This window comes from Conexibacter woesei DSM 14684 (assembly GCF_000025265.1).
GTDB lineage: Bacteria > Actinomycetota > Thermoleophilia > Solirubrobacterales > Solirubrobacteraceae > Conexibacter > Conexibacter woesei.
Map to the genome: position 1 here is coordinate 3,538,694 of NC_013739.1, position 14,233 is coordinate 3,552,926.

11 protein-coding genes are annotated in these 14,233 nt (G+C 76.0%); 8 read left to right on the forward strand and 3 right to left on the reverse strand.

Going from position 1 to position 14,233, the window contains the following annotated elements:
- Positions 1-63 precede the first annotated feature (63 nt).
- Together CWOE_RS16630 and CWOE_RS16635 are read left to right on the forward strand one after the other, a co-directional pair.
- Positions 64-1,353 carry a helix-turn-helix transcriptional regulator gene (locus CWOE_RS16630; protein WP_012934800.1) on the forward strand — a complete coding sequence of 430 codons (1,290 nt, stop codon included), beginning with the start codon at positions 64-66 and terminating at the stop codon, positions 1,351-1,353.
- A 147-nt stretch (positions 1,354-1,500) separates the two neighbouring features.
- Positions 1,501-2,985 (forward strand): hypothetical protein, encoded by a 1,485-nt coding sequence (locus CWOE_RS16635; protein ID WP_012934801.1) that lies wholly within the window; start codon positions 1,501-1,503, stop codon positions 2,983-2,985.
- A gap of 6 nt (positions 2,986-2,991) precedes the next feature.
- Here CWOE_RS16635 and CWOE_RS30825 read toward each other — a convergent pair whose 3' ends face one another.
- A complete protein-coding gene (locus CWOE_RS30825; protein ID WP_012934802.1) occupies positions 2,992-3,600 on the reverse strand; it encodes an acyl-CoA-like ligand-binding transcription factor in 609 nt (202 codons plus the stop codon).
- Between the two features lie 145 nt (positions 3,601-3,745).
- Here CWOE_RS30825 and CWOE_RS16645 point away from each other — a divergent pair, with 145 nt between their 5' ends.
- Positions 3,746-5,935, forward strand: coding sequence for an MMPL family transporter (locus CWOE_RS16645; protein WP_012934803.1), 2,190 nt, complete (start codon positions 3,746-3,748; stop codon positions 5,933-5,935).
- A gap of 101 nt (positions 5,936-6,036) precedes the next feature.
- Entirely contained in the window at positions 6,037-7,770 is a 1,734-nt protein-coding gene (locus CWOE_RS30830) for a glycine-rich protein (RefSeq protein ID WP_012934804.1), read from the forward strand.
- A gap of 61 nt (positions 7,771-7,831) precedes the next feature.
- On the opposite strand, the gene CWOE_RS16660 is transcribed toward CWOE_RS30830, so the two are convergent.
- Positions 7,832-8,974: a diaminopropionate ammonia-lyase gene (locus tag CWOE_RS16660; protein WP_012934805.1), complete on the reverse strand. Its 1,143-nt coding sequence runs from the start codon at positions 8,972-8,974 to the stop codon at positions 7,832-7,834.
- A gap of 23 nt (positions 8,975-8,997) precedes the next feature.
- On the opposite strand from CWOE_RS16660, the gene CWOE_RS16665 reads away from it, so the two are divergent.
- The 4 genes from CWOE_RS16665 (at position 8,998) to CWOE_RS16680 (ending at position 12,780) form a co-directional block, all read left to right on the forward strand.
- Positions 8,998-9,738, forward strand: coding sequence for a GntR family transcriptional regulator (locus CWOE_RS16665; RefSeq protein ID WP_012934806.1), 741 nt, complete (start codon positions 8,998-9,000; stop codon positions 9,736-9,738).
- 71 nt (positions 9,739-9,809) lie between these two features.
- Positions 9,810-10,808 (forward strand): electron transfer flavoprotein alpha/beta- subunit, encoded by a 999-nt coding sequence (locus tag CWOE_RS16670; protein ID WP_012934807.1) that lies wholly within the window; start codon positions 9,810-9,812, stop codon positions 10,806-10,808.
- Positions 10,805-11,620 carry an electron transfer flavoprotein subunit alpha/FixB family protein gene (locus CWOE_RS30835; protein WP_012934808.1) on the forward strand — a complete coding sequence of 272 codons (816 nt, stop codon included), beginning with the start codon at positions 10,805-10,807 and terminating at the stop codon, positions 11,618-11,620. Before CWOE_RS16670 ends, CWOE_RS30835 begins: the two co-directional genes overlap by 4 nt.
- Complete coding sequence (locus CWOE_RS16680; protein WP_012934809.1) at positions 11,617-12,780, forward strand: NAD(P)/FAD-dependent oxidoreductase; 1,164 nt, start codon at positions 11,617-11,619, stop codon at positions 12,778-12,780. The genes CWOE_RS30835 and CWOE_RS16680 overlap by 4 nt, the downstream gene beginning before the upstream one ends.
- A gap of 43 nt (positions 12,781-12,823) precedes the next feature.
- On the opposite strand, the gene CWOE_RS16685 is transcribed toward CWOE_RS16680, so the two are convergent.
- On the reverse strand, positions 12,824-14,152 hold the full coding sequence (locus CWOE_RS16685; protein WP_012934810.1) for a helix-turn-helix domain-containing protein: 1,329 nt from the start codon (positions 14,150-14,152) through the stop codon (positions 12,824-12,826).
- Positions 14,153-14,233 lie beyond the last annotated feature (81 nt).

Consider the following 14,233-nt stretch of genomic DNA (forward strand, 5'->3'; position numbering starts at 1 on the left):
TCGGGCGGTTCTGCTGCCCGGATGGCCAGGCGGCGGCTCCGGCGGGGTGGCTACGATCGGCCGATGGCCGTTCTCGCATCGAGCGACGCGACGTGGGCGCTGGCGGCGAGCGGGCGCCTGATCCGCAGCCCGCGGCCGGAGACGCTGCGGGTGCTGGCGGAGCTGGCGGACGAGGTGCTGCCGGCCGGCCCCGGCCGGCTCGTCGCGATGCTGACGGGCGACTGCTCGCGCGCGCCGCTCAAGCTGCACGGCGGCGACGCGCTGCCCGGGCCGGTCACGAGCGCGGAGCTGGGGCGGCTGACGAGCGTCGTGGAGGTCGGAACGCCGTGGGTCGACGTGGCGCGGATCGGCGGCGCCGAGCGGTCTGTGCTGGCCGTCGCAACCGGCTCCGCGACCGCCGCCGGCTCGGCGGGGTCGCTGTTCGCGATCGAGCTGGCGGACCCCGAGCCCCCGCCTGAGGCCGTGCGGATCGTCCACGGCCTGTGCGAGATCGCGGCGGCCGCGTTCGCCGAGCGCGCAACCGAGCCGGAACCCGGACAGCTGGTCGAGAACCTCGCCGCCGCGCAGGAGCGCGCGCGGGCGATCGTCGAGCTGGGCGAGGCGCACGAGGCCGCGCTGACGGCGCTGCTGTCCGCGCTGCGCGCGCGGGACCTGAGCGACCGCGCCGCGCGCGCGGCGGCGACGGACCTCGCCGTCTCGGCGCTGATCGAGCTGCGCGAGGCCGGCGACCGCGACCGCGCGCTCAGCGAGGAGCCGGCCGCGGCGGCGTTCGACCGCCTGCGCCAGCAGCTGCTCCCGATCGGCCGCTACGCGAGCGCCGCGCTCGAGCTGGCCGGGCCCGACGCGGGGGAGCGCGTGCTGCCGTCCGAGCTGGCGCACGCGGCGCGCGCGATCTCGCGCGGCGTCGCGCTCGTCCTGCTCGACCAGGACGGCGTCGGCAGGATCCGCGTCAGCTGGCGCGTCACGCCGGCCGAGCTGCTGCTGAGCGCCCGTGACGACGGGCCCGGGGCGCTGACCGACGCCGCCCTCGCCGTCCACCGCACGGGCGAGCGCGTCGCCGCGCTCGGCGGCTCGGTGAGCGTCGACGCGGTCGCCGGGTGGGGGACGACGGTGACCGTCGCGCTCCCGCTGGCGCCGGTCGAGAGCGGGCCGCCCAACCCGCTCGCCGTCCTCAACGCCCGCGAGCTGGAGGTGCTGGCCGAGCTCGCGCGCGGCGGCCGCAACCGCCAGATCGCCGAGGCGCTGGCGATCACGCCGCACACGGTCAAGTTCCACGTCGCCAACATCCTGCGCAAGCTCGGCGTCTCCTCGCGCGGGGAAGCGGCGGCGTTGGCGCACCGCCACGCGCACTGAGCGGCGGCCCTCAGCGCGGCGCGCCCACGCGCTCGCCGCCGGCCGTGCGCGAAACCGCGCTCCTTTCGCGCGCCGCCTCCGTTGAAGGAGTGCGCGAGCGGAACGGACTCCGCGCCGCGCACGAATCCCTGCCTGGAGGAGCCCAGCTTGAACCCGTCGCTCGTCGCGGCCCCGATCCGCTGCGCGCTCGCAGCCCTGCTCGCCGCCGCGGCGCTGCTCGCCGCCGCGACCCCGGCCGCCCACGCGTGGAGCGGGGAGGAGGTCGCCCGCTACGCCGGCGGCGTCGAGCGTGCGTGGGCGCGGCTGACCGACGAGCACGGCGGCGTCCGCGACGTGCTCGAGCCGCCGTACGGCGGCTTCAACTACGGCACGCTGATGCTCGCGCAGGCGCAGTTGCGGGCCGCCGCGCGCAGCGACGACGAGGAGCTGCGGCGAGCGGCGGTCGCGCAGGTCCTCGGGACGCTGCGGCGCGACCCGCAGAGCGACCCGTTCCACGTGCTCGGCGCCACGACGCTGCTGCGCGACGGACAGGCCGGGCGCCTGCCCGGCGCCGACTGGGAGCGGTTCGGGCAGCCGCTCGCCGACTGGATCGGCCGCATCCCGCCGTTCCGCGGCCACTCGTTCGCGTCCGCCGCCGGCTACGACAACTGGCGGCTCGTCTTCGCCGCCGGCGCGACCGCGGCGCGGATCCGGCGCGAAGCCGGCCGCTACGCGCTCGCGCTGATGGCGCCCGACGGCGCGCTGACCGCGGGCGGCCGCAGCATGGAGCAGTCGTGGGTGCTCGCCGCCGCCGTCGCGCTCGGCGCGATGCGCGCCTCCGACCACGGTCCCGCCGCGCGGACCTGGCGCGCGTTCGCGGAGCGGGCGATGGACCGCCTCGTGCGCGTCCACCCGCTGCTCGGCGACGGCACGATCCCGGTCGTGCCGGGTCTGCGCCATGCGTGGGACGCGACGATCATGGACGGCTACGCGTCGATGACGCAGTACAACGGGCTGACGCTGTTCCTGCTGCAGGACGCCGCCGACCGCTGGCCCGAGGGCGTCCCGCTCGGCCGCATCCCCGCCGACGCGCGCGGCCAGCTCGCCGCCGACCTCGGCGGCTCACGGCTCGTCTGGGGCCGCGGCCCGCGATTGTGGTGGGCGCTGTCCGGCCGCCGCACGCAGGGCGACGGCCGCTACCAGCAGGGGCTCGCGGCGGCGAAGGTCGCCGACGCCGCCGCGCCGGGCGGCTGGCGCGACCTGCTCGCCGCGCGGCCGCAGCGGCACGGCATCTCGTCCGCGTGGCTGCTGCGGACGCCGCGCGGCACCGCGCGGCTCGTGCTCGCGCACGCCGGCGGCCGCGGCGGCAACGTGCGGCTGTGGGGCGCGTGGCGGCTCGCGAGCGGCGCCACCTACCGCCGCGCGCACTGGACGCTGCTCGCACGCGAGCGCACGCTGACGGTCGTGACCGAGCCGCTGCGTCCGGGCGAGGCGCTCGACGCGGCGGTCTGGGCCGTGCCTGGCGTCGTGCCCGCGCTCGCGCGCGGCAGCGTCACGCCGCGAGCGTGCACGGTGACCGCGTCGGGCCCGGCGTGCCCGCTGCGGATCCGCGTCGCGCGGCCGGGCCGGGTGCGGCTGACGATCGGCGGGTGAGCGGAGTCAGGCGCGTCGCAGCGCGTCGAGCCCGGCGCGCAGGAACGCGAGCCCGCGCTCCAACTCCTGCTCCACGCGCTCGACCTCGCCCTGCGCCGCCCATTGGGCGCGGATCGTGAGCAGGACGCCGAGCGTCGCGGCGGCGAAGGCGCGCGGCCCGAGCCCGTCGACCGTCTCGCCCAGGTCGCCGGCGACCGCGCTCGCGATCGCACCCTCGGCCGCCTCGAGCAGCAGCCGCTCGCGCGAGCGCAGGTAGGGGTCGGCGATCAGCGCGCGGGCGCGCATCCGCTCCAGCTCGTCGTCGTGCTCGCCCTCCGGCGGATCCGCGAACAGCCACTCGCGCAGCCGCGTGACGAGGTCGCCCTCGCCCGAGGCGAGCGTGCTGATGAGGCGGCCGAAGTCCTGGTCGACCTGCTGCAGGACGATGTCGTCCTTGGAGGGGAAGTAGAGCGAGACGGTGCGTGGCGCGACGTCGGCCCGCTCGGCGATCAGCGGGATCGTCGCCGCCTCGAAGCCGCGGTCGAGCGTCAGCTCCAGCGTCGCCGCGACGATCGCGCGGCGCGTCCGCGCCTTCTTGCGTTCTCGCAGACCGGGGGGATTGCTCGTCGCGCTCATCTGCTGCAGAGCCTACCAGCGAACGTGCGTGAAGACGCAATCTTGCGGGTGAGAGCAATCACACAGTCTTGGAAATTTTGCAAGCCCCTGTATCTTTCTGCAACCACCCAGCTCCTTTTCCTCTTCCCACCACACCCGGAGACCCATGTCCTCGTTGCTCGCGCGGATCGCACGCGCGCTCACCCACCACTGGAAGCGCAGCCTCGTCGCGGCGCTGCTCGTCGTCGTCGCGCTCGGCATCGCCGCCGGCGCGGGCGGCAAGGCCGCCGACGACTTCGCGATCCCGGGCACCGAGTCGCAGCAGGCGCTCGACCTCTTCAAGGCCCACAGTCCCGCGTTCGCGGGCGCCGACTCGACGCTCGTCTTCAGCGTCAGATCGGGGAGGCTGACCGACCCGGGCAACCGCAGAGCCGTCGAGGGCGCGCTCGCCGAGGTCAGGTCGCTCGACCACGTCGACCAGGTCGCCGACCCGTTCGCCGCCGGTGGATCGATCTCGAGAGACGGCCGGATCGCCGCCGTCGACGTGCGCTACGACATCGAGGCGACCGATGTCGAGAAGGACGACGGCGAGGCGCTCGAAGAGGCCGCCCGCAGCGCCGAGAGCGGCGGAGTGGACGTCGCGATGCGCGGCATCGTCGTCGACCTCGGACAGGAGCAGGAGGCGCCGGTCGGCGAGCTGATCGGCGTCGCGATCGCGATCGTCCTGCTGACGCTCCTGTTCCGCTCCGGCGCGGCGATGGGGGCGACGCTCGTCGGCGCGCTGCTCGGCGTCGTCGTCGGCCAGATCCTGCTGACGGCGCTCGCGAAGCCGCTCGGCCTCCCGGAGTTCGCGACGACGATCGCGATCATGCTCGGTCTCGGCGCCGGCATCGACTACGCGCTGCTGATCATCGGCCGCTACCGCGAGCAGGTCGCCGCCGGCGACAGCGTCCGCGACGCGTCGGCGAAGGCCGCCGCGACCTCGGGCGCCTCGGTCGTCGCGGCCGGTCTGATCGTGATGGTGGCGATCGCCGGCCTGCTCGTGATCGGCATCCCGATGATCGGCAAGATGGGCGTCGGCGCGGCGATCGGCATCGCCGCCGTCGTCGTCTCGGCGCTGACGATCCTGCCGATCATGATCGGCGCCTTCGCGAAGCGGTTGAAGCCGAAGAAGCCCGAGCACGTGCTGCCGTCGAAGGCGTTCGGCCGCTGGGGCGAGATCGTCACGGCGCGTCCGTGGCTGTCGATCGCCGCCGGCGTCGCGATCCTGCTCGTCTTCGCCTTCCCGGTCACGAACATGCGCCTCGGCCAGCCCGACGACGGCAACCAGCCGACGACGAGAACGCAGCGGATCGCCTACGACCAGCTCAGCGAGGCGTTCGGCCCGGGCTCCAACGGCCCGTTCCTGCTCGCCGTCGACACGCCCAAGGGCGACGCCGCCACGAGAGCGCAGCTGGCGAGACTCGAGACGGCGGTGAGAGCGCTGCCGGGCGTCGCGGCGGTCATGCCGGCGGCACTCAGCGAGGACGGCGAGATGGCGACGATCACCGCGATCCCGAGAACCGCGCCGCAGGACGCGAAGACGAGCGACCTGCTGGAGCAGCTGCGCGACGACGTCGTCCCCGGCGCCACGGCCGGCACGCCGCTGAAGGTCTACATCGGCGGCAACACCGCCGGCTTCGAGGACTTCTCGTCGAAGGTCTCCTCGCGGCTGCCGCTGTTCATCGCGGTCGTGATCGGCCTCTCGGTGCTGCTGCTGATGGCGGCGTTCCGCTCGCTCTGGATCCCGCTCGTGTCGGCGCTCTTCAACCTGCTGTCGATCGGCGCCGCCTACGGCGTCGTGGTGGCGGTCTTCCAGGAGGGCATCGGCGCCGGGCTGATCGGCGTCGACAGCGGCGTGCCGATCGTCTCGTTCATCCCCGTGATGCTGTTCGCGATCCTGTTCGGGTTGAGCATGGACTACAACGTCTTCCTGCTCTCGCGGGTGCACGAGGCGTACAACGAGGGCGACGCCCCGCGCGCGAGCGTGATCCACGGCGTCTCGCGGATCGGCAAGGTGATCCTCTTCGCGGGGTTGATCATGGCGTCGGTCTTCCTCGCGTTCGTGACGCAGCCGGACGTCGTTGCGAAGATGATGGGCCTCGGCCTCGGTCTCGCGATCCTGATCGACGTGCTGATCGTGCGGCTCGTGATCGCGCCGGCCGTCGTGACGCTGCTCGGCGACCGCGCATGGTGGCTGCCGGGCTGGCTCGACAAGCTGCTGCCGAACGTCTCGCTGGAGGGCCACCTCGTGCAGGGCGTCGACGAGAAGACGGTCGCGGTCGGGGAGGAGGAGCGCGAGCGGACGCCGGCCTGACGAGCGCGCACGCGCCTGGTCGGCAGATTGCAGCGACGGCGCAGGCGCATGCGACCATCAGGCGCTTCGTCACGGCCGTCCCCGGGAGGAGCCCCTTCACCATGCATCGAGCCCGTCGTTCCCTTGCCGCGCTTGCGGTCGCCGCCGCAGGCAGCGCGATCGTCGCGGGATCCGCCGTCGCGGCGCCGGTCCAGAGAGTGTTCCAGTACAACGGCCCGACGCCGCAGGTGTGGACCGCGCCGGCCGGCGTGACGGAGGCGACGTTCACGCTCGTCGGCGCCTCCGGCGCGGCCGCGGCCGGAAGCGGCGCAGCCGGCGGGTTCGGCGCGCAGATCGTCGCGACGCTGCCGGTCACACCGGGCCAGGCGTACGAGCTGGTCGTCGGTGGTCAGGGCACGGGCGCGACGGGCGGCTTCAACGGCGGCGGCGCCGGCGGCGCGAACACGCTCGTCGCCGGTGGTGGCGGCGGTGCGACCGACGTCCGCCTCGGCACCGGCGCCCCGGCCGCCGCGCGGCTGCTCGTCGCGGCCGGCGGCGGTGGCGGCGGCGCGGCCGGCACCTCGGCGACGCTGTTCGGCGTCGGCGGGGTCGGCGGCTCGGCGACGAACAACGGGGCCGCGGGCGCGGCCTCCGGCTCGGTCACCGCGGGCGGCGGCGGCCTGACGCTCGGGACCGGCGGAACCGCCGGCAGAGACGGCACGTCGGCCGGCGCGCAGGGCCTCCCGGGCAACGGCACCGGCGTCGGCGGCGCGGGCGCGGCGCAGGCGCCGATCGCCGCGGGCGGCAACGGTGGCGGCGGTGGCGGCGGCTACATCGGTGGTGGCGGCGGCGGCGCGGGCGCGTCGAACCTGCTCCTCGACGGCGCGGGCGGCGGCGGCGGGGCCGGCGGCCAGAACTACCTCCCGCCAAACGCGCCGAACCCCACGGTCGGACTGTCGGACCTGACCGGCAATGGCGTCGCGATCGTCAGCTACGAGCCGCTGGCGGCGCCGGCGGTCCGCACCCAGCCGACGCTCTCCGGCGTCGGCGCGGTCGGCAGAGAGCTGACGTGCGAGCTCGGCACCTGGAGCGGCTCGCCGTCGCTCGCGGTCGCCTGGCTGCGCAACGGCACCGCGATCAGCGGCGCGACGACCGCCAGATACACGCTCGCGACAGCTGACGGCGGCCAGCAGGTCGCGTGTCAGGTGACGGCGACCAACTCGGCCGGCTCGACGATCGCGCGCACGCCCGCGCTCGGCATCCCCGCCGCGGCCGCGCCGGCGGCGTCGGTGCTGCCGCGCGTGTCCGGCGTCGCCGCGATCAGAGGCAGACTGACGTGCATCCCGGGCACCTGGTCCGGAGCACCGACGTTCACCTACACGTGGCTGCGCAACGGCGCGCCGATCTCCGGCGCGACCTCGGCGACGTACTCGCCCGTGACCGCCGACGCCGGCCAGGTCCTGCAGTGCGCGGTGAGAGCGACCGCGACCGGCCTCAGCACGACGGCGCAGTCGGTCGCGACCGGCGGCCCGCCGCGGCTCGTGATCCTTTCCACGGTCGCACTCGTCTCGCGCAGCGGCGCCGTCACGGTGACGCTCGGCTGCTTCGGCCCGACCGCCTGCCGGGTCCCGAGAGTGACCGTCACCTCCGGCCAGGTGATCGCGCGCGCCGGCGCTCGCACGGTCCGCGCCGGCGGCACGTCGCGGGTCGAGCTGAGACTCGGCAGACGCGGCGTCAGCAAGCTGCGCAGCGCGGGCTCGTCGATCCCGGTCCGCTTCGTCTCGACGCCGACCGGCGGCTACGGCGGCAACGCGCGCCTGCAGTTCGTCGCCCTGCGCGGCGCCACCCTCGGCTAGCGCCTGCGGTTGTCCTGCTTTGGTGTCGTCCAGCGACACCAAGGCAGGACGACCGGCGCCCTCAGCTCGCGGTCGCGCTCGCGCCGACGACGGCGCGGTAGCGGTCGGGGTCGGTGGCGCCCTCCGTGCTGATCGCCAGCACGCGGCTCGCCGGGCCGAGGCCGAGCGCTGCGCGCACCGCTCCGCTGACGGCGCGCAGCCCGGCGAGTCCGGCGGCGCCGCTCTCGCCCGCGACCACGCCGGCGCACGCGAGGTCGCGCATCGCGGCGTGGGCGTCGTCGTCGCCGACCGCGACGACAGCGTCGAGGCCGTCGCGCAGCAGCGGCCAGGCGATCAGCGACGGCGTCCCGCAGTTGAGGCCGTCCATGCACGAGCGGTGCGGGCCGGCGACCGTCGCGACCTCGCCGGCTTCGAGCGAGTGCAGCACGCAGGCGGCATCGTCGGGCTCGACGCCGAGCACGCGCGCCGGTCGCGCGCGGGTCGCCGCCTTCGCGTAGGCGACGGCGGCCGCGGCGAACGCGCCGACGCCCATCTGCACGACGACGACGTCAGGCGCCGGCTCGCCGGCGACGGCGAGCTGCTCGTCGACCTCGGCGAAGATCGTCGCGTAGCCGCCGACGACCCAGCGCGGCACGTCCTCGTAGCCCGGCCATGACGTGTCGGAGACGACGACGGTGTCGGCGCCCGCGTCCGCGGCCGCCATCCGCACCGCCTCGTCGTATCCGACTGGGACGACGACGACCTCGGCGCCCTCGTCGGCGATCGCACGGACGCGGGCGCGGGAGACGGCGTCCGGCACGAGGATCCGCGCGCGCAGGCCGAGTCTGCGTGCGAGCGCCGCGACGGCGCGGCCATGGTTGCCGTCCGTCGCGCAGGTGACGGTGAGCGTCGGCGCCGTGGCGGCGGCCGCCTTCAGCTCGGCCCAGTCGCGCGGGACGGGGCGGCCGAGGTGGTCACAGAGCGCGCGGGCGAGTCCCCACGAGGCGCCGAGCACCTTGAACGAGGGCAGCCCGAAGCGGGACGACTCGTCCTTGACGTGGAGCGCCCCGAGGCCCAGCTCGGCGGCGAGCGCGGGGGCGGCGACGAGCGGGCTGGGCGCGTAGCCGTCGAGCGAGCGGTGGAAGGCGCGTACGCGCGCGGCCTCGCCGCCGTCGGAGGCGACTCCGGCCGCGACCGCGTGGGGATTGACGAACGATGTTGGCATTTGGCATTTGGTATACCAGACGCATGAGACCGAGCGAACAAGCAGCGGCCGCGGGCGCGCCGGCCGCGGGCCCGCCGGCCGCGGGCGCGCCGACCGCTGCCGGCCCGATCGCCCGCACGCCGCTGCGCGAGGAGGTCCGCCGGCGGCTGCTCGCGCAGCTGTTCGACGGGACGCTGCCCGTCGGCGAGCGGATCAACGAGCGGCGCGTCGCCGAGACGCTCGGCGTCAGCCGGACGCCGGTGCGCGAGGCGCTGATGGCGCTCGAGCAGGAGGGCTTCGTCGCGAGCCGCCCGGCGCGCGGCTTCGCGCCGACGCCGCTGAGCGCGCGCGACGTGCGCGAGGTCTATCCGATGGTCGCGGCGCTCGAGGCGCTCGCGGTCCGCAGCACCGAGCCGGCGGTCCTCGCCGCTCGCCTCGACGCGCTCGCGGCGCTCGCCGACGAGCTGGCTGCCGCCGGCGACGACGCGCGGCGCGTGCAGCGGCTCGACGACCGCTGGCACGAGCGGCTCGTCTCCGGCTGCGACAACGACCGCCTGCTGCGCACGCTCGACGGGCTCAAGCGCGTCGTGCGGCGCTACGAGCTGGCGTGGCTGGGGGAGCGCGAGCGCGTCGAGCTGTCGACCGCGCAGCACCACGCGATCGTCGCCGCGCTGCGCACCGGCGACCTCGACGACGCGACCGCGCTGATCGAGCTGAACTGGCGCGGCACGATGGCCGGTCTGCTGGCGTGGCTGGAGCGGCGCGAGGAGGCACGCAACAGCTGACGAACGCGGCGCGCGCAGGATGAGGCAGCCGAAGCACGCCGGGCCGTGGTGCCTGACCTACGGTTGCTGCCATGCCGTCGATCCTGCTTCCGGTCAAGCCCGTCGGGCTCGGCGCGCCGCTTGTGCGGCGCCTGCCCGACGGCACGTTGGAGGAGCCCGCCGAGCGGCGGCTCGACCCGGTCAACGAGACGACCGTCGCGTGGGCGGTGGACGCGATCGCCGGCGGCGCCGCGGAGCGTGTCACCGCCGTCGCGATCGGCGGGAGCGCTGCCGAGACCGCGCTGCGCGCCGCCGCCGCCCGCGGCTGCGAACGGCTGCTGCGGATCGAGCTCGACCGCGACGCCGGCCTCGCACCGAGCGCGCTCGACGTCGCGACGGTCGCCGCGCTGCTGGCCGCCGCCGCGCGGCACGTCGGCGCCGACCTCGTCGCGCTTGGATGCGAGAGCCTCGACGGCTCCAGCGGCGTCGTCCCCGCCGCCACCGCCGCCGCGCTCGGCTGGCCGCTCGCGAGTCGAGCCCGGACCGCGTCGCTCGGCGCCGCCACCGGCGAGGCCCGCTCGACCGAGGAGTGGCGATCTGACCACGCTGAGCGTGGTCAAACCTCCGCTCCTCCCGCTGGTTCGCTCGCCGCCCGCGGCGACGACGACGGGGAGGAGACCGTCCCGCTGCCGGCCGTCGTCTCGTTCGCCGAAGGCGGCGTGACGGTGCGGGCGCCGCGGCTCGCGCACGTGATCGCGGCGCGCTCCGCGGCGATCGAGACCGTGACCGCCGCGCAGCTGCTCGGCGACCGCGCTCCCGCCACCTGGAGCGGCGGGATCGTGGGCGTCGAGCCCGTCCCGCCGCGCACCCGCGCGACGCGGACCGTCCCCGCCGCGGACCCCGCCGCCGGCGCCCGCGAGCTGCTCGCCGCGATCGAGGCGGTCCGCGCGACCGGCGCCGCCGCGAACGGCGACCGCGCGACCGCCCCCGCCGCGAACGGCGACCGCACGCCCCGCCCCGCCGCGAACGGCGACCGCGCGACCGCCCCCGCCGCGACCGCCCGCCTCGCCGCGCACGAGGCGGTCCGATGAGCGCGACCGCGCAGCGCGCGCCGTACGTGATCGTCGCCGGCGACGCCGCTGCTGCCGCGCGCATCCGCGCGGCGCTGCCGGCGGAGCTGCCGGACGCCGACGTGAGCGTGGTCGGCGAGGCGGCCGAGGCGCTTCGCGCGGACCGCCTGACCCCGGGCACCGTCCTCCTGCTCGACGGCGCGCAGCCGTCGCGCGACCTCGCCGGCCGGCTCGCGATCGACGCCGGTGCACGCGTCGCGTGGGCGGTCGAGTCGGTCGAACCCGAGCCCGAGCCCGACGGCCGCGGCGTGCTCGTCCGGCGCGTCGTCGGCGGCGGCGACGCGCGGCTCGTCGAGCGGCTGCCGACCGGTGACCGCCCGCTCGTCCTGCTCACGCGCACGAGCGCCGCACCTGCCCAGGGCGACGTGCCGCCCGGCCCGGACGGGCTCGTCCCGCTGACCGCCGCGCGGATCGTCGTCGCGGTCGGGCGCGGGATCGGCGGCGCCGAGCAGGTGCCGCTGTTCCGCGCGCTCGCGCAGAGGCTCGGCGCCGCGCTCGGCGCGACGCGCGTCGTCGTCGACCAGGGCTGGCTGCCGTTCGCGCACCAGGTCGGGCAGACCGGCGCCGTCGTCGCGCCCGACCTGTACCTGGCGTTCGGCATCTCCGGCGCCGTCCAGCACCTCGTCGGGATGCGCGACAGCGGGACGCTCGTCGTCGTCACCACCGACCCCGGGTCGGACATCTGCCAGCTCGCCGACGTCGTGGTCGAAGGCGACGCCGTCGCCGTCGCCACCGCGCTGCTGCGAGAACTCGAAACGCAGGGAGAGCAATGAGTCACTACGAGGTCGGGATCGTCGGCGCGGGGATCCATGGAGCGAGCGTCGCCCACCACCTCGGCCGCGCCGGCGTCAGCACCGCGCTGTTCGAGCGCGCGACCCCGGCGTCGGGGCCGACCGGCCGCTCCAGCGCGGTCTGCCGCTCCGGCTACACGAACCCGTTCCTCGCGCGGATGGCGCACGAGAGCATCGCGATGTTCGAGCGGTTCGCCGACGTGACCGGCGGCGGCGACGCCGGCTACGACCGCACCGGCATGCTCTACCTGCACCGCGCGCAGGACAGCGGCCCCGCGCTCGACGCGCTGCTGGCCGAGCTGACCGGGCTCGGGATCGCCGTCGAGGAGGTGACCGCGGACCGTCTGCGCAGCGAGTTCCCGGGCCTGGAGATCGGCGACGGCGAGCGCGCCGTGTGGGAGCCGGGTGCCGGCCACGCCGACCCGACCGGCACCACTCGCGGCCTGCTCGACGACGCCGTCCGCCACGGCGTCACCGCCCACCTGCGCACGCCGATCGCGGCGATCGCCGCGCGCGAGCGCGGCGGCGCGGCGCTCGCGAGCGCCGCCGGCGAGGCGTTCACCGTCGACCGGCTGCTGATCGCCGCCGGGCCGTGGACCGGCCGGCTGCTGTCGCAGCTCGGCGTCGAGCTGCCGCTCGTCGTCGAGCGCCACGTCGTCGCGACGTTCGGCTGGGGCGAGGCGCCGAAGCTGCCATACGTGCTCGGCGACGTCGCCGGCGGGTACTACCTGAAGCCGGAGGGACCGGAGCAGTACGGGCTCGGCAGCCTGCTCGCCGAGGCGCAGGTCGACCCCGACGACTACGCCGAGGAGGTCGGCGTCGAGGAGGCGACCGAGCACGCCGAGCGGGCGATCGCGCGCGTCCCCGCGCTCGGCGCGAGCGTCCCGGCCGGCGGCTGGGCGAGCCTCTACGACGTCAGCCCCGACTGGCAGCCGGTGATCGGCGCGGTCGGCGACGGGATCTTCGTGAGCGCCGGCACGAGCGGCCACGGCTTCAAGCTCGCGCCGGCGCTCGGCCGCCACATCGCCGGGCTGCTCACCGGCAGCGGCCACGACGCCGCGCTGGACCAGTTCACGCCCGATCGCTTCGCCGCCGGCGCGACGCTCGCCGCCGGCTTCGGCGACGCGCGCATCCTCGGCTAGCGCTGCGCCGCGACCGCGAGCGCAACGACCGCCGGGCCCGCGCTCACTCGGGCGCGGGCTCGGCCGACCACTGCAGCCCCTGCAGGCGGGCGAGCTTGAGCCCGAGGTGCAGCTCCAGCCGCTCCTCGCCGTCGCGCAGGTTGATCCCGCCGACCTCCTCGATCCTGCGCAGGCGGTGGTAGAGCGTCGTGCGGTGGACGAACAGCGTCGCCGCCGTCGCCTGCGCGTCGCCGGCCTGGTCGAGGTAGCACTCGAGCGTGTGGACGAGGAAGTGCGTCTGCGGCTTCTCGAGCAGCGTGCGCAGCCCGGGGTGGACGAGCCGCATCCCCAGCTCGCCGACGGGCAGCTCGGCGAGCAGGCGGTAGATCCCCAGCTCGTCCCACGAGACGACGGCGCCGAAGCGCGACTCGACGTGGCTGGCGACGGTCGCCGCGCGCAGCGCCTGCTCGTAGGACTCGCGCGCGCCGTCGAGCGCGTCGACGCGCCCGCCGATCGCGACGCGGACCGGCCCGTGGGAGCGGTCGAGCACCGTCGCCAGCTCGTCGCGGAACTGCTCCGCGAGCGCGACGACGCCTCTGCGCCGCACGCTCGGCTCGTTGCAGGAGACGACGAGCAGCACGTGGTCGGGCCGCAGCAGGTGGAGCGCGCGCTTCTGCGCGAGGTGGCGGCGGACGCGGTTGGCGGCCGCGTCGAGCGGCGCCCGCAGCTCGTCTCCGGTCGCGCCGGCGCCCGGGGTGGAGGCGACGAGCACGACCGTCGGCCCGTCGCGCTCGACGATCTCGAACGCGACGAGCTGCTGCGCCGCGTGCCTGCGCACGCCGCGGTCCTCGGAGAGGATGTCGCGCACCAGCTCGCGCTCGCGGCTGCGGTCGAGGTCGCGCAGCAGCAGCTCGCGGTGGAGGACGATGCCGGCCTCGTCGGCGATCTCGTCCAGACGCGCCAGCTCCGCGTCGGTCAGCGTCTGCTCGCGGTCGGTCAGCCACAGGTAGCCGAGCAGGTGCTCGCCGGAGCGGATCGGCACGCAGACACGCGCGTGCATCCCCAGCTCGGCGTTCGGCCGCACGCGCACCGCGCGGCGGGCGCTGACGACGTCGTGGGCGTGGACCCACGCGAGCACCTCGGGCCGCAGCGGCCGCTTGAGGATCGAGTCGAGCCGGACGTCGTCGACGTCGTCGGCGTGCTCGGTGTGGACGAGCAGCCGCAGCTGGCGGTCGTCGATCGCGACCGGGCGCCGCACCTCCTGCGCGGCGGCGTCGGCGATCTCCTGCAGGCGGGTGCCGAGCGACGGCTCGTCGAGGTTCAGGCCGCGCTCGGCCTCGCGCACGAACACGTCCGCCAGTCCCAGCGCGCGAGTCTCCTCCACACGAGCCATGCGGCGAGCAGTGTAGGCCGCGGAGGCACGCTGCCGCCAGGGCAGATCGTCCGACAGCGGTTGCGAATCCACCCCTCCATA